The following is a 15,252-nucleotide window of genomic DNA, read 5'->3' on the forward strand; positions in this document are numbered from 1 at the left end:
ACACGAGCGCCGCCCCATGATTACTCAGTCGTCGACGAATTGTCGGTCGAACTCTTGGTGACGCCCTTCAGGCTGACGTTGTACGGCACGTCCTTGGGCATGGGGTTAACGGTGATGTCGGCGTCCTTCTTGTACTGCTCCAGCCACTCGCTGTACGCAGTGCTGGCCGCCTGCGTCTTCACCACGTTGGAGACGTACTTCTTGATGTCCTTGGGTACCTGCTTGATGTCATCGACCTGATTATCGACATGGAAGTAGTCGGTGCACTTGATGATGTGGTAACCATACGTCGACTCGACCACGTCGCTCACATCGCCCTTGTTGAGCCCCTCGAGCGCTGCCTGATAGCTGTCGACGAAGGTGGTGAGCTTGTCCCAGCCCACATCGCCCCTCTTCTCCTTGGAACCGGTGTCGTCGGAATACTGCTCCACGGCGTCTTCGAAGCTCAGCTCGCCGGAGTTAATCTTGTCCAGGCACTCCTGCGCCTTGGCCTTGGCGGCAGCCTTGTCCTCGTCGGATGCGTCGGAATCGACCTTGATCAGGATGTTCGACGAGCGGCGGGCATCGTTGTACTTCGACAGGTTCTCGTTGATGTAATCGACGATCTCGCTGTCCTCGGTCTTGCTGGTAGGCGCCACGGCTTCCTTGAGCTTTTGCTGCGCCAGGCTCTCCTTGAGCGAGCTCTTATAGGTGTCCTCGGTGTAGCCGTAGGTCTTAAGGGTCTTCTTAAAGGTCTTGGCGCCGCCCGCGCTCTTGCACGCGTCCTTCCAAGCCTTCTCGACCTCCTCATCCGACACCGTCACGCCGTTTTCCTTCTGCGCCTGCTGAAGCAGAATCTGCTGCGTGTAGGAATCGATGAGCTGCTTGCGATACTTCTTGGGCGTAAGGTCGTTGTTGACCAGGTACTGCGCCCAATCCTTGTCCTTGGTATAACCATAGGACGTGCGCATGCTCATGATCTGCTTGGTCACGGTGTCCTCGGTGAGGTTGGTGCCGTTGATGGTGGCGGCAACACCGCCGGTCAGCTTGTAGCCCGAGGTGTCCTCGGTCTGCGACATAAGACCGGAGCACGCCATGGCCGAGACGGAGAGCAGCATCGCCAGCACGCCGATGACCACCAGGACAATCTTGACGGTCTTGGACACATAGGTCTTGCGCTGCTTCTTGCGAGAGCTGGAGGCAGCGCGAGTCTGCTGCTCGGGCGTCGGCGCGGCCTCGGGGTTCTTTTTCTTGTTTGCCATGTTTGGCCTTTCGCATCACGAATCGAACAAACGCCATTGTGTCACAACGCAGCCCCCGCGACACACCTGGTGCAGGGGAGACGGGTTAATCTGCACCATTTTGGTGCAAAGGGGACAGGTCTGGCAGTTGACAGTTAGGGACGTTCCTTTTCTGCCGACAGTTAGGGACAGTCCCCAAGTGCCGGCCTTAAAAGTGGCGGCGGATGGCGTCGACCATGCCCTGCGGCGTGGTCTGGCCGAGTACATCGGCTGCAGCGTCGGCATCCATAAAGATATTCATAAGCGCTTGCAGGGCCTCGACCTGGCCGCCCGGCTCGGCAATGCCCAGATTGATGATAATCTGCGCCGGCACCGGGGCGCCCATACCCGCCATCGCGTTGAACGTCACAGGTGCAGCGGGCTTTACCACCGCGATATAGGGCTTGGCCACAAATCCCGGATCGGTATGCGGAATGGCGATGTTTGCCGCCGGCATAGCGAGACCCGTGGGATAGGCGTCCTCGCGCGTGCGGACGGCGTCGAGCCAACCCTCGGCAATGTAGCCGCGCGGAGCGAGCTCGTCCTCGAGCTGCGCAAACACCTCATCCGGCGTCGCACACCCCCAATCAAAAAACACCAGCTCGGGCGAGAATAGCATCTCGGCGTTATCCGCCATACCGTCCTCCAAAGTTGCATGAGGTTCACAATGCCCCATATGATAGCGAAACGAGACAGGCAAGGTTAGTCGAGGATCCCAATCATCTCGAGAGCGCGGGCAGGCGTCAGGCAAACTTCGGGCATCGCCTCCAGCATGCGTCGGTCACTCGTGACTACGTAGTCAACATCTGCCGTCTCGCCCGAAGCAATGATGAGGTTGTCTTCGAGATCCGGCGTGCGCTTGCCAAGCATGCGCGCCATCTCGCACTCTGCCAACGAAAGCGGAGAGGCGGTTGCCACCTGCATCATGTGCTCGATGCAGGCCCATGACGCCGAGGCAAATGACACGTTAATCCCATTCGCATTCCGCCGGGCCAGACGACGAGGCAAAATATAGAACACATCCTTTGCCGTCGTTGGCGCATACAGAAGGTCGATCTTTCCCGCCTCGGCAAGCTCCACCAGGTACTTCGCTTCGTCGAATGCCCCCTCTTGTAGGTAATAATCGAGCCAAACGTTCGTATCTACCAGCAGACGCTTTGCCTCAATCATCGGCAATTCGCCTCCATGTCGGCAATCATCGCGTCATACATATCATCGCGTACGGCATCCCGGTCTTCCGCAGACGATTCAGCTGGCGCAAAATCCGAAGCGCTTAGCCCCAACGAGGAAAAAGCTAGGCCACACCCCTGCTCGGCAAGGCTCTTCGCGCGGGGCAGCTCACGCTTATCCGCCAGCATAAATCCCGGCAACGCTTGATGCTCGACAAGATAGGCCCAAAGCGCGCGAATGGCATCGCTCGGCCCCAACCCATTGCGAGTTAGGACCGCATCGCCACCAGCTTTGAGCATAGGATCGATTCGCGTATTGAGCTGCACCGTTGCTGTACCCATAGCGGCTCCTCTCTACTTGCTAGCAGTATAGCAGACATAAAAGGCCACGCAAAAGGGCCCCGTCCACACGCGGACGAGGCCCTGTCAGATTGGTGGTCTCGAGAAAGTTGGTGTAGCGCCCGATCCGAAGCGAGTCGGCCTGGCGTCCAAGAACCTAGAATACGGTTGATGCCCTATGCCGCCGACCGGCATATGAAAGACAGCGGGCCAAAAGCCCCATGGCTTCTAGCCCGCAGAAACATCGATGTTTCCAAATGATCGCAGCTTGTGTTTCAAGCGCTTTTCTACGCTACCGGCGGATGCAAATCCCAATCGGGAAAGCAGTTTGCAAAGCCTGAGAGATTTTGAGTCAAAACATTGTTCTCAGCTTGCTTCAGTCGCTCGTCCTCTTCAAACAGACTATCGAGCTCGCTCAATGCATCGAAGTCCCGCATCGCAGCATCGTTATGGTCGAAATCAGTCACTTCATCAGTCATCTATTTCACTCCGTTCATGGTTATCGAGTCAATCCTATCGGCTAGGCAACCTTATCGAGCTTAAGCAGGTCGCTGCGCTCGGCCGCCGCTTCCTTCGCGCTCTTCCACTGATTAAGCGCCAGATCGATCTCGGAACAGCCTTCCTGGATGCGTTTGGAGTATTTGGCCTCAATCTCTTCTGCCTCCGCAGCGCGCTGCTTGCTCGAGAGGCCCGTCTTTACTAGACAATAGCCAGCCCCCGCAAGAAGCAGAATGCCAATAACCTGGTTTACAAACGCAAAGAAAGCTACTCCCAAAACAGCGAGGACAACGGCCGCTATCTTGTGGCTCTTGTTGCCCTTCGCAACCTTGACATCAAGCTCAGCGAGCTCCTTTTTCTTCTCTTCACCGACATAGCGAACATAATCGCCGCGCAGCGCATTGCCCTCATCGCCGGTGACCGCTCTGCTTGTCCATCCGTCGAAGTCAAGGGTGATCGCCTGCGGAAATTCGGGGACATCGCTCTTGCGATACCGGTTGAAACCACCGTTGATATAGGAACCCAAAAACTGAATCGCGGTCTTCTTTTTATGCACATCCACGGACGCGCTCTGGTCGCGCATCGAGCGTGTCATCTGGTCGATGATGCTCATCGTCTGCTGACGCTTCTCATCGCGCCGACGATTGACGAGCTCTCGGGCGCGGTCCACGTCTCCGCCAAATGCTTTGACCGCAAGAAGATACTCCTCCTGGCGGCGCAAATTTCGCTCCTTGGAGTCATCGGAGTTAACGAGCTCCATCAGATGCCTGTCAACCTGCTCGGCAAGCGTCCTCTCGTCAACATCAGAAGCCTTGAGGTCGGCGAAGTCATTGGAGATGCTCTCGATTGCCTCGACTTTTCCGAGATACTTATTGATGTAGTCAAACTCCTTGACCACCACCTTGAGTGCCGGATATCTCGAGCTCATATCCTCCTCGTAGCCGGTAAAGTACTCCGCCCATGACTCTGACTGCTCATTCTCGAACTCAGGGCTCTGATTTCTGATCTGCTCGATCCAGCCCGCCATATAGTCGTCGCACAGGTGCTTTTCGTCGGTTCCGAAGATGCCGTTGATATAGGCATCAATGTAGACCATCGCATCGGCATCAATACGGGCGGCGTTTTGCGTCGAGAAGTAGCGTGCGAGCCATTCGTAGCACGTGGCCGTGCGGTTATTACGTCTGCAGATCAGAGCCATCGCAAGCGACGTGTGCTCGTTGTCACGTTTGACAGCCTCGCGTATTGCGCGCTCTGCAAGATCTCGGTTGTTGTTGATCCATGCCGCAAGGGCAACCAGGACAGGCGCCAGCCAGTAGTCCGGGGTAGAAATCATTAACTCCTCGGAGACCGTCGAAATCGTCGCCTTGCGCACGAGCGCTGCATCGGTTGCCTGGAGAATACCGACCATGGTGTTTCGAACCACCGAGTAGTTGCCGAACTTCTTGTCCATCTCCTGCCGGACGCTCACGAGCTCCGTAGTCGCCTGCTCAAGTGCGGCGGTACGACGCTGTTCGAGCATCATCTCGAGAAAGTCCTTTCGGAGCTTTTTAAGGTCCTTCCGCACTTCCTCCATTTGGGATTCGACCTTATCGACCTTCGTGGTCATCTGGTCAACTTTTGTTCCAATAGCGGCGATCCTGCGCTCGATAAGGGCAGTATCTAATCCCGAATCACTCATCTGTACCACCTTTCAGTTTGAACTGTTTAGATCATCCAATAGCTTTAAGCGAGTAAGCACCCGCCATCCGCTTTATTGAGAGGCCATGCTTCGGTATTGCTCGGACACCTGCTGATAGGCCACGAGAAACTTCTGTTTGTATTGGCTTGCCTTCATCGAATTGACGATGCGCCCGACGGGCTCCACATAGTGTTCGAGAAAGTACGAGGTCCTTCTTCGCAACGCAAACGAACCAGTTTTATAGGGGGACCCGGGGTTCTCTCTAATGCCCTTGAGTAGTGCGAGACACGTCTTGGGTATGTTGCAGTTGGCGGCGATATCTTGATAGAAGCTCTCCCGCTCTGCGGTCATAAAGTCTTCCGAAGCATACCGCGCTATGCAGAACGGGCACACAGCATCGATAAAGCTCTCAAGCCGAGACCGATCCTCCATGCTCTGCATATTGGCGACCACGAGCGATACCATCTGAACCTCAAAGTCACGCATGTTGTAGAGCGTCGACTCAAACAAGTCGATCAAGTCACGCACTTCGTCATATTCGAGAGGGATATCTTCGGCCCTTTTAAAGAAAACCGTCATCGAACCCGAAAGACCTTCGCAAAACTCATCGCAGTACGCAACCATAAACTGTGCTGCCGCGTTGTCTTGCATCATATTGAGCACGTCCGCGGCAAATTTGCGGGCCTCCGGAAAGTTACCACCCTTAAAAAACTTGATGGCATTGTCCTTGGCAAACGCGATTTTGCCCGTGGCCCCCAGACGCGCCCGCGAATAGTACATCTCGCGACCGCACTGGTTGCAATGAACCTTTCGAGTTGCGGGGTCAAACTCGACATCGGTGCTGCCGCAGCCCTCACAAGTTATACCGTTGATTTCCAATAGCTTCCCCCACTTCAACCATCAAAGTGCCCTGGCAAAAAGCAGCGCGAGCCCTTATTTGACAGCGGTCAGCGCCGCATTGCGCTTTTTCCAGATATTGCGCGCATCATGGACAAGGCCAACCGTAACATCTGCCGGCTCATCGGCACTCATGGAATTCGAGACCGCCTCAAGCGCGGCGGAGAACTGTCGCTCGATCTCTTGAACATGGGGTTGCGACATGTTGGAACTAAAGGAGATGTCATCCTTAAGCGCTTTGAGTTCGGCTTTGACCTGAGCGTCCTGCGCCACGGCGAGGAGCTGTCCCACATACGATCCGAACTGCGCCGTTTGAACCGTCTTTGCGGCCACGGCAGCAACCTTTTGGTCAACCTGGCGGCCATTGAAGCCTAGACCCATCTGCACAAGGACAAGCACAGCAAGAAGGACAACGTTTACGACGACTGGAATCGTGCTGCCGCCCCACCCATATGCCGCAAACACAAAGTACGTGTTGGCCAGAAGGGCAACGACAAAGTAGGCACAGCTGGATGCGACCGGCAAATAATGGATTTCGGTCGTGCTTTTGACCGTGGACTGCTTATCGGACATGGCAGCCGAAATCGAAGCCGCCGCAAAAGCCAAAACCCCAAAGCCAAGCGACATAGCAAAGACGATAGGGTTCATCAGCGCGTTTTTGCAGACAAACATGATTACAAGCCACGCCACCAAGACGATTGCCTCGCCCAAAATGACACGTTTAACAGAACCGTTCATCTTTGTTTCTCCTTATTGGATCTTAGTTCCACAATCGGGGCAGAATTTGGTCCCTTCGGGCAACTCGGCTCCGCAGCTCGGGCACCTTGGCGAGATCAACCGGTTCCCGCATTCCAGGCAGAACTTGGCACCGACCGGGTTAAGATGCCCACACGCCAAACACGCAACACCCTGCTCGAGCTTTTGTCCGCATTCCAGGCAGAACTTAGCACCCATCGGATTAACGTTTCCGCAACTGGGACACACGGGACCGTTTTGCATACCTGCGGACGCGGAAGCCGTTCCAACCATGGGAGCAACAGCGCCCATGGTCTGGTTGGCCAAGTTGGAGAAGCCAGCTCCAAATGCACCGCCCATGCCAACGCCCATGCCGAGTCCCATGCCGGCTCCCATGAGGCCCGATGCGGCACTCCCCTCATTGCCCGCAGCACTCTCCATTACGTCCATGCCGCGCTCCTGCTGATAGTTGTAGCCTTCGCGCGCACGCTTCCTGGCAAGTGCCTCGGACTCGATGTCCATCTGGGCAGCGTTACCCTGCGCCTCGAGAATGCTCCGCTTACGCTGGATCTTCATCTCGTTGATGGCAGCAAGATCCTCTTCGAAGGGCTTGATGCTGTTGAACGAGAAGTTATCGAGCGTGAGACCAAACTCATCGAAATAGTTAACGAGCTTGCCCTGCATCTGAGACGAGAAGTCGCTCAGATGCGTCGCAATTTTAAGAACGGAAACCTCCTGGTCAACAATCGCCTTGGCAAGCAGGTCAGGAACATACTCAAGGATTTTTGCCCGCATAAAGGAAGTAAGTTCTTCTCGCGTATAGCGATCTCGCGTGCCCACGACCTTAACGAGGAACTTCCTCACCTGAATGGGAACCAGGCTCGAGTTATTCTGCTCGATATGCGCGCCAAACAAACCGAAGGCGCGAACATGAACGTTGACGTCTTCCTCAGGGTCTTGGACGATGATGGGCTCGGTCGTGCCCCAGCGCAGCTCGTTCATGTAGTTAGTATTGATAAAGTACACAACGGAATGAAACGCCGAGCTACCGCCGGTAAGCGAATGGGCGGCATTGCGGAACGGGGCGAATCGGCTGTCTCCCGTGTCGAGCTTGATCTTGCACGGACCGACAAACACGCTTACCTGAGAATCGCCGGCACCCGTAGCGTCAGTAGAACTGCCCGCCCCCATATTGTTGGTAAAAACGGCAATCTGCGATTGCGCAACCTGAAGATAGGACCCGTTGGGAAAATCCTCGTAGGGATAGCGGAATGAGACAAGCGAGGCATCTTCGTCGTTGCCAGGCTCCCATTTGATATTGTCGACAGAAAAGGCACCGAGAATTCCGCTGTGCTTTTCTTCCTTTTCGTTATCGCTATGGAACAGTGACATGCTGATTCCTTTCGTTAATCCCAAACCACGCGTTCCGCGTGTCTAATAAATTGTGAACTGCCGAGTCGACAGGCGCATCGAAAGCCTGTGCGCCTCAATCTGTCCCCAACTTAGCTTGGCTAATTATAGCCCTCAAGTCATCTCATTTAGCCACCCCCGATGAGCGGCAATAATGTCGCACCTTTGGTCAACTGACGAAGAACCGGGAGGGTTCGAACCCCAGATGCCCTTTTGGGGCATACCCGCTGAGCGGGCGAGCGCGTTCGGCCTCTCGGTCAGCTCTTCGTAACGTCCGTTTTAGCCGCAACTAAACTCGTCGGATGGAACAAGGGGAAAGACATAAGAGCTGCGCGCGCTGTAATGCCAAAACGGCTCGGTTAAAGTTACCAGCTCTCGTGATAGGCCATAATCGACCGACATGGGTACCCTTCGGAGCCGCATTCCGCAGACGCTACGACCTTTCCGTCTTTATAAAACTCGACGTACCAAACGTACGTTGCCGCCCCCTCCCAATAGTTTGGCTTATCAGCGACCTTGAACGTAATAGAGGCGTCATCTGGCACAATCAACTCGCGCTTGGCGTTTGCAATGAACGCATCCATGTCGGCGATCACGCCATCGCCGCGCGCAGCGGCCTCCCCATCGTCGCTGCTATCGGATGCCGCTTCAGATGGTGCTTGAGATGCGCCAGATCGATCGTCCGCAGTGCCAGAGCCGTCCTTCAAAGAGCCCTCCGAAGGCTCCACCCCTTTGAATGCCTTCCACATATCGCTGCTTGCGGACGGCATTTCAATGTCGGCCTCCGGATACTTCCCGGCGAGCTCGTCAAGAATTCTGCACGCTTCCTCACGCCCCTGGACCATCGCCTCCTGCGGTTTGCCACCATCCTCAACGGTCCTCACCAAGTAGGCGCCATTCTGCCTATCGAATTCCTTATTTTGAATTTGCACCGCGTCTACGACCTCAGGACCCTCTGCAGTAAGCGAAATATAGAAATCTGCCTGGTTACAATCCTGACTACAGGTAAATTTAACGATGCCGTCCTTACAGACAGTAATGACTTGGCTCTCACCCTGAGCAATAAAACCGTCATACTGATTCGTCAAATTGCTGGAGCCTTCTACCATCTCTGACGAAGGCATAACCGAAACGGCCTCTCCATCAACAAAGCAGTAGGCACCCACAATCGCCGAAATATCGTTCTGCGCATCGACAAACCCAACAAGCAGCTCGTCAATTCCGTCGCCATTCAAATCATCGAAAGCATAGTAGTAGCTTAAAAAGCCGGGGGCAGTCTGGTTGTTATAAACGAATATCTGCCCCAGTCCAGAATCATCACCGCGCCCCTGGGCCCAGTCGTCGTAGCTGGCAGCACCAGCCCCCTTCCGCTCGCAATAGCTCGCAAAGTCCTCGTAACGCGCAACCACGCCCTCGTAAGCCCTGCGTGCTTTCTTGTTTGTTGCCGCGACCTTCTTTTTAGACGACTTCTCCTCGACTGCAGCCGGCTGCTCCTGCTGCTGCGCTTGAGGCAGCACAAAGGCTTCGTAAGCTTTGGCCAGGGCGTAAGCGACACCAGCGGTAAAGATGATTGCTGCAAGAATGGTGACAAACGTAGGCACAGCAAAACGGCCGATCTGCCGACGCTGCATCATAAAGGCCGCAAAGGACATATGATCAGAGGGCGCCGGAGAAGGGCCCTCTGCGCGAGATACAGCAGGATCGCTTGTCGCTTTTCTATCAGCAGACGCCTTTGGTGTACCTGAAGGAAGCGGCTGCTGAGCATTCGCCGGCGCATCATCCACATCCAACGGTTTTCCGCATGCAGAACAGAATCGCGCCCCGTCTTTGATCTTTGCCCCGCAGCTTGCACAGTACATAAATCCCCCTAGAACTTCAGCATATCGAAACGATAGCCCACAGCCTGCAAACAGAAAAGGCCCAGAAGCAATTTGCTCGACTGTAAACCTCTTCTTTCACCTTTCAAATTCGCCTGACCCCACGCGGAAGGCATGCGACGGGCTACTTGCTAGGCGCGAGCCATGTGCAGCTTGATTGCCTTGAAGATGATGTTGGCAACCGAGGCAATAGGCCAGAGCGCCACGATCGTCATCGGAACCGATTCGGGAATAACAGGAACCGCCCCGTGAATCACGCTGCCCAACCAGTAAAAAAGCATCAGAACCACGACAGGAAGGCCCACGAGAACCACAAGCTCGATTAGCATAATCGTGATACCGATAATGCCGCTACCATAGACAAGGGGAAGCCTTACACCGCTGCGGTACAGCGAGATAATCACCTTCCAGGGACCAATCAGAAGCAGCGCCAGCGGAATCATATTGTTAAGTCCCAGCGAGCCACCTCCCAGCACGTAATTGAAAAAGAGCACATAGAGCAATGAAATCACCGCTGCTCGCCCAAGCGACCCGATGGACTCGTGAAGCGAATCCTGCAGGCAAGCAGCGGCCTCTGCATCCTCCGCCGCTTGAAACTGAGCCTCGACAGACTGGCTCTCAATCGGCTGGGCCTCGACGTAAATCGCATCCCCCACCGCGCTGGCCGCAGCCGCGACCGTAGGCGTTCCGCACACGCCGCAGAACTTGGCGCCGTCGCTAATCTCTGCTCCACACTGTTTGCAATGCATAATCGGGTCCTTTCTCGTTACCCCTTTTCTTGACGATCACAAGATACGATTTGTCGTTTATCCGATATAGAGATTTTGACCGGGTAATTTTCCTAAACGTGCTACGCTATTAAACCTGCAGCTAGAGACAGGGGTAACAATGTTTGAGTTCTCCCAAACACGCACCGTTGAAGGTTCGATTCCGTTTAAGACAGTCAACCTCATAGAGAACGAACCCAATAGGCCCGTTGGCGAGGCCCAGCTTGTCTTTGAACTCTACATGCCCACCGAGCTGGCCGGCAACAAAAGCAACGAAGGGCCCGCACACAGCGAGCGCCATGCCGATCTGATCAGGCTGGCATCATGCATCGAACCCACCGCCGTTAAAGAGCAGCCCTTCCGCGCAAGCCTCTTTAACGTACTTGATTACGCCGAACAGACCGGGCCACTTTTTGGCAAGCACGCAATAGAATCCGTACGCGATTGGGCCAATGCCGCGATGGCAGCACTTATTGCCATGCGCATCCAGGAATACCTCAACGGGAGCTGCACCATCGCAAAGGTCTCCGCATTGGAAAGAATCGAGAAATCAGTGGTGACCTGCGCGGCAAACGGGTCATCCTTCAAGATCTACACCACTATCCTGAGGGCGGGCGGTGATTATACCGACTCATTCAAAAGCCTGCCCATCGTGCGCAAAATCGAATCCGATGCGGGATATTTCTACGCCTTTATGTTTATGATCGACGAGGAAGAATCCCTCGTTGCACTCAACGTGCTCTCTTTTGAACACGAGCTCACCGCCAATGACTTCAGTGTTTTGCAGGCGATGTTCTACATGGACGAAGACTCCAGCTCGGAGATTTCAGCGCGACTCAAGGTCAGCAATAGCGAGGAGAGCTTCTATGTAATCGACCCTCAAGCAGATATCCAGGAGCGCCGCGAAGAACTTGAAAATGATGACCGCGATGCACTCACCGCTTTGGTGCAGGCGCTCGTGATCTCGCATCTCTCGGGCGCGCACGTGGATGTGTTCCAGGGTAACGAGTCCACAGGGTTCCTCTCCTTTGACAGCTATCTCTCGTGGCTCTGGTTTGATTTTTCACGCAAGCTGAGCACCGTCAAAATTGGTTATTGCGAGCAGTGCGGACGCGCCTATTCACTTGCCGGGCATCGTGGCGTCAAACGGCACTACTGCAGCGATCGATGCAAGACCGATGCCAAAAATGAGCGCACGCGCAAGGAGACGGCAAAGATACGCGAGCTGTTTGGAACGGGCACCAGTGTACGCGACATCGCCAACGAGATAGAACGTCCCGCGGCCTACGTGCGCTCGCAGCTCAATAAATGGACCAAGCTCAAGCACGATCTGGATGAAGACATTGAGTCAAACGGCTTTGACAGCTCCAAGCTACTCAAACGCTGCACCGCCGAGAAGCTCGACCTCAACAACCTCCTCAACGCCAAGCGCAAAAAGCAAGTTCAGGACTATGCCAGACTCAAGCGCCACGTTAAGTAGAAACGCTGTCATTTCTGTTCCATCCGATTGACGGGTGGAAAGTTGCTCATATACGTGTTAGTAATATATATGTTAGTAATACGTATATGAGCGAGGCACATCATGTTTGTTGGACGTCGGGAAGAGCTTGAATCCCTGGAAACCGCCTATCAAAAGAGTTCTTTTCAGTTTGCTGTAGTCTATGGAAGGCGTCGCGTAGGTAAAACCAGCCTGCTTCACGCCTTTACACAGGGCAAACCCCATGTGATCTTCTTTACTGGGCAGCAAACCGTTGCAAGCGAAAATCTCGCTCTGCTCAGCCGCGAGATACTTGGCGATAGCGCCGCAGGAGCAGCGTTCCCCTCTATCCAGGTTGCACTCGAATCCGTCTTCGAACACGCCAAGACAGAGCGAATCGTTCTGATTATTGACGAGTATCCCTACCTCGCCGAGAGCGATCCGGGCATCTCTTCGTGCTTGCAAACGCTTATCGATCGACATAAAGACACGAGCAAGCTGTTCCTCGTACTCTGCGGGTCGTCCATGAGCTTTATGGAACACCAGGTACTAGGACACCAAAGCCCTCTTTATGGACGCCGCACCATGCAGCTGCGCATTGACCCCTTCACCATCTTCGACGCGGCGCTCATGCTTCCCGATGCACCCATCGAAAGGGTCATCGAGCTGTATTCCGTTGTTGGCGGGATGCCGCTCTATCTATCACAGCTCGATGGCACGCGTTCCACTCAATGGAACCTTGAGTATGCGCTGTTGCGTCAAGATGCGTTTTTGTATGCCGAACCCCAGAACTATCTGCTGCAAGAGGTCCGCAGCCCGGCTATCTACAATGCCGTCATAACCGCCATTGCCAACGGCTATGTACGCTCCAAAGAGATTGCCGATGTTACCCACCTCGCAACGCCACAGGTCGCGCGACTGCTCGACGCATTGATCGAGCTGCGAATCGTTGAGCGCGTCACGCCTGTTGTAAAGGCAACAAAACGCCAGGTAGTCTATCGGATCTGCGATAACCTGTTTAGGTTTTGGTATCGTTTTGTTCCACTGTACGCAGGAACAATTGAGGAGGGGCTCGGAGCCGCTGTGGCCGCGCGTATCGCCAAGCATGATTTGTCCACCTTTGTGGGTCCTGCATTTGAAGAAGTGTGCCGCCAGTGGTTGATGCGGCAGGTTGTTGAGAGCGAGCTGGATGTGCTGCCCAAGGCAATCGGCTCTTGGTGGGGCACGAACCCGAACACGCGCCGGCAAGAAGAGATTGACGTTGTGCTTGAGGACGCCGATGGGGAGCTCATCGTTGGCGAGTGCAAATGGAGAAACGAGCCCGTAGATACCGACGTTCTTGAAACACTCGAGCGACGCAGCGCGCTGCTGGGCCAGCCGATCAAACAGTGCTACTTGTTTAGCAAGAGTGGATTTACCAAAGCGTGTCAAAATAGAGCGGCTCAAGCAAGCAGCGCGAGGCTTGTTGGACTCGAGCAACTACTATAAGAAAGGGGCTTGGAAACAGTTTTCCAAGCCCCTTTCAGTTTTTATTCGATTCCCACCTTTTTGAGCGTATCTTTGGTGACTTCCGCAACTTGTTTGGGATCGACGTGGGATTCCCCCGAAATAGAGCCGTAATCTGAGGTTGAGAAATCAAGGAAGTAGTATGTCCGGTAATTGTGCCCATAGCCAAATTGCTGATATAGAGCATTATAGTCCGTCCCGGAAATTTCCTTGCCCTCCGACGCATAATAGCCTTCGTAGCCATTGCCCTCGCTCGGCGCAACTCCCCAGGACTCGTAGTTGCTTACAAGCGAAAAAACATCGCCTTTCTTGCCGTATACCGAAGTATTGTCCCCAGCCAAAGCCTGCCTGCCAGCAAGCAATGCCGCAATCGCATTGCTTATCTCATATGTTCTTTGGCTTACGAGGATGCTGCCGTCATCCGCTTTAATCAGCGGAAGAAACATCGTTCCTCCGTTGCTGTTATCAAGCCAATTTTGACTGTAAAGCCTCTTGACGCCACCATCAGCTGCCGACCAAACCTCTACGGTGTAGGACTTCTGAAGTCCCTCTATATCTCCATTCCAAGCGCTCTTTAATTCGTCATCGCTCATACCGTTCACAACGGTCAAGAGCTCAGGCTGGCCATCCTGATCAAAATCAACGAGGTCGGCAAGACAAAGCCCCCGCATCGCATAGACAGAATCAGTCGCCTCAACAATTCGTGGCTCTCCATAGCACGCGAGATATTCCTGGCACTTTTGCTTGTAAGCGGCATACGCAGCGGTATTGTCCGCAGCGGCGCCTCCATCCTTCTTGTCGCCTTCGCCTGTCTTTGTATCGGCCTCGTTGGCCTTAGGCACCTCGAGGGAAACCTCTTTTACGGCATCAGTGGATTTAGAGTTATCGACGACTTTGACGGGAATGCCCCACTCGACTTTTGACTTGGAGTCCCTAACGGTGAGGGTATATTTTCCCGGTTTGATATCGGGAAACTGGCTTACCGTGAAGCCCTCGTCACCCTTAACCTCAGCATTGGTGCTGTAGCCGTTGTCGCCGTTCAGGGTCACCGAGTACTTCTTGATCTTCTCGCCCTTTGCGTCGGTCGGGGTAATCTTGGATTCTTGGGCCACCACGATGGCCTTGTCCTGGCCGTAATGGGCAACGTCGCCGGACTTGCTAAAGAACAGCAGATAGCTAAAGATGGCAATGACTGCCAGACCAACGACGATACCAACGATATAGAGCGCCTTGGGCTCCTTTTTCTGTGCGGATACATTCGCCGCAGGCGCAGGGGCTGGCGCCGCGACGGGCTTGGCGACCGGATTGCTCGGCTTTGGCCGGTCGGCGCGCACGGCTTGAATCGAAGGCGTTGCATCGGACGACACGTCGTCCTTGGGCCGGTCGTCTTCTTCGTCCGCTACGGGCTCGCTCTCCACGGGCGACTTTTCCTCCCCCGCCTCGGCACCGGCGGAAGGTTCCTTCTCCGTTTCGTCACTAGCGAAAATCTCTTCCGCAGCCTCATTGATAACGGAAGGCTCTTCTGCCACTTCGTTGCCGGCAGAGTTCAGCACCGCCTTTGCATCTTCGAGTGCATGGCCACACTCGGTGCAGTATCGCAAATCGCCATCAAGCTCAAATCCACAGTTGGGACAGAACAT

Annotated in this window: 14 protein-coding genes; 2 read left to right on the forward strand and 12 right to left on the reverse strand. The window is 54.7% G+C overall.

The genetic code is table 11. The features are described from left to right. Window positions 1-20: 20 nt before the first annotated feature. The 11 genes from DW211_RS01575 to DW211_RS01625 form a co-directional block, all read right to left on the reverse strand. Window positions 21-1,241, reverse strand: coding sequence for a peptidylprolyl isomerase (locus tag DW211_RS01575; protein ID WP_118258805.1), 1,221 nt, complete (start codon window positions 1,239-1,241; stop codon window positions 21-23). Between the two features lie 187 nt (window positions 1,242-1,428). Beyond that, on the reverse strand, window positions 1,429-1,896 hold the full coding sequence (locus DW211_RS01580; RefSeq protein WP_118258807.1) for a PTS sugar transporter subunit IIA: 468 nt from the start codon (window positions 1,894-1,896) through the stop codon (window positions 1,429-1,431). A 65-nt stretch (window positions 1,897-1,961) separates the two neighbouring features. Continuing rightward, window positions 1,962-2,429 (reverse strand): PIN domain-containing protein, encoded by a 468-nt coding sequence (locus DW211_RS01585; protein ID WP_199576625.1) that lies wholly within the window; start codon window positions 2,427-2,429, stop codon window positions 1,962-1,964. Then, entirely contained in the window at window positions 2,426-2,770 is a 345-nt protein-coding gene (locus tag DW211_RS01590; protein WP_118258811.1) for a type II toxin-antitoxin system RelB/DinJ family antitoxin, read from the reverse strand. Before DW211_RS01590 ends, DW211_RS01585 begins: the two co-directional genes overlap by 4 nt. Window positions 2,771-3,054: 284 nt before the next feature. Then, entirely contained in the window at window positions 3,055-3,246 is a 192-nt protein-coding gene (locus tag DW211_RS01595) for a hypothetical protein (protein ID WP_118258813.1), read from the reverse strand. Window positions 3,247-3,287: 41 nt separating this feature from the next. After that, window positions 3,288-4,943: a hypothetical protein gene (locus tag DW211_RS01600; RefSeq protein ID WP_147357228.1), complete on the reverse strand. Its 1,656-nt coding sequence runs from the start codon at window positions 4,941-4,943 to the stop codon at window positions 3,288-3,290. Between the two features lie 72 nt (window positions 4,944-5,015). Next, the gene (locus DW211_RS01605) at window positions 5,016-5,822 is read right to left on the reverse strand and encodes a hypothetical protein (protein ID WP_118258817.1); all 807 of its coding nucleotides are present in this window, start codon (window positions 5,820-5,822) and stop codon (window positions 5,016-5,018) included. Window positions 5,823-5,876: 54 nt separating this feature from the next. Next, window positions 5,877-6,578, reverse strand: coding sequence for a hypothetical protein (locus DW211_RS01610; protein ID WP_118258819.1), 702 nt, complete (start codon window positions 6,576-6,578; stop codon window positions 5,877-5,879). A gap of 12 nt (window positions 6,579-6,590) precedes the next feature. Beyond that, complete coding sequence (locus tag DW211_RS01615) at window positions 6,591-7,967, reverse strand: SPFH domain-containing protein (RefSeq protein WP_118258821.1); 1,377 nt, start codon at window positions 7,965-7,967, stop codon at window positions 6,591-6,593. Window positions 7,968-8,350: 383 nt separating this feature from the next. After that, complete coding sequence (locus DW211_RS01620; RefSeq protein WP_118258823.1) at window positions 8,351-9,844, reverse strand: zinc ribbon domain-containing protein; 1,494 nt, start codon at window positions 9,842-9,844, stop codon at window positions 8,351-8,353. 149 nt (window positions 9,845-9,993) lie between these two features. Then, window positions 9,994-10,611, reverse strand: coding sequence for a zinc ribbon domain-containing protein (locus DW211_RS01625; RefSeq protein WP_118258825.1), 618 nt, complete (start codon window positions 10,609-10,611; stop codon window positions 9,994-9,996). 139 nt (window positions 10,612-10,750) lie between these two features. Between DW211_RS01625 and DW211_RS01630 the strand changes: the two genes are divergently transcribed. Both DW211_RS01630 and DW211_RS01635 read left to right on the forward strand, forming a co-directional pair. Continuing rightward, complete coding sequence (locus DW211_RS01630; RefSeq protein WP_118258827.1) at window positions 10,751-12,109, forward strand: hypothetical protein; 1,359 nt, start codon at window positions 10,751-10,753, stop codon at window positions 12,107-12,109. A 102-nt stretch (window positions 12,110-12,211) separates the two neighbouring features. After that, window positions 12,212-13,594 carry an ATP-binding protein gene (locus DW211_RS01635; RefSeq protein WP_118258829.1) on the forward strand — a complete coding sequence of 461 codons (1,383 nt, stop codon included), beginning with the start codon at window positions 12,212-12,214 and terminating at the stop codon, window positions 13,592-13,594. A gap of 41 nt (window positions 13,595-13,635) precedes the next feature. Here DW211_RS01635 and DW211_RS01640 read toward each other — a convergent pair whose 3' ends face one another. Next, window positions 13,636-15,252, reverse strand: coding sequence for a hypothetical protein (locus DW211_RS01640; RefSeq protein WP_118258831.1), 1,617 nt, complete (start codon window positions 15,250-15,252; stop codon window positions 13,636-13,638).

This window comes from Collinsella sp. AM18-10 (genome assembly GCF_003471585.1).
GTDB lineage: Bacteria > Actinomycetota > Coriobacteriia > Coriobacteriales > Coriobacteriaceae > Collinsella.

What these genes read in the sequence shown, in the direction of transcription:
- DW211_RS01575 (WP_118258805.1), bottom strand. Translation starts at nt 1,241, where the DNA reads ATGGCAAACAAGAAAAAGAACCCCGAGGCCGCGCCGACGCCCGAGCAG.
- DW211_RS01580 (WP_118258807.1), bottom strand. Translation starts at nt 1,896, where the DNA reads ATGGCGGATAACGCCGAGATGCTATTCTCGCCCGAGCTGGTGTTTTTT.
- DW211_RS01585 (WP_199576625.1), bottom strand. Translation starts at nt 2,429, where the DNA reads ATGATTGAGGCAAAGCGTCTGCTGGTAGATACGAACGTTTGGCTCGAT.
- DW211_RS01590 (WP_118258811.1), bottom strand. Translation starts at nt 2,770, where the DNA reads ATGGGTACAGCAACGGTGCAGCTCAATACGCGAATCGATCCTATGCTC.
- DW211_RS01595 (WP_118258813.1), bottom strand. Translation starts at nt 3,246, where the DNA reads ATGACTGATGAAGTGACTGATTTCGACCATAACGATGCTGCGATGCGG.
- DW211_RS01600 (WP_147357228.1), bottom strand. Translation starts at nt 4,943, where the DNA reads ATGAGTGATTCGGGATTAGATACTGCCCTTATCGAGCGCAGGATCGCC.
- DW211_RS01610 (WP_118258819.1), bottom strand. Translation starts at nt 6,578, where the DNA reads ATGAACGGTTCTGTTAAACGTGTCATTTTGGGCGAGGCAATCGTCTTG.
- DW211_RS01615 (WP_118258821.1), bottom strand. Translation starts at nt 7,967, where the DNA reads ATGTCACTGTTCCATAGCGATAACGAAAAGGAAGAAAAGCACAGCGGA.
- DW211_RS01620 (WP_118258823.1), bottom strand. Translation starts at nt 9,844, where the DNA reads ATGTACTGTGCAAGCTGCGGGGCAAAGATCAAAGACGGGGCGCGATTC.
- DW211_RS01625 (WP_118258825.1), bottom strand. Translation starts at nt 10,611, where the DNA reads ATGCATTGCAAACAGTGTGGAGCAGAGATTAGCGACGGCGCCAAGTTC.
- DW211_RS01630 (WP_118258827.1), top strand. Translation starts at nt 10,751, where the DNA reads ATGTTTGAGTTCTCCCAAACACGCACCGTTGAAGGTTCGATTCCGTTT.
- DW211_RS01635 (WP_118258829.1), top strand. Translation starts at nt 12,212, where the DNA reads ATGTTTGTTGGACGTCGGGAAGAGCTTGAATCCCTGGAAACCGCCTAT.
- DW211_RS01640 (WP_118258831.1), bottom strand. Translation starts at nt 15,252, where the DNA reads ATGTTCTGTCCCAACTGTGGATTTGAGCTTGATGGCGATTTGCGATAC.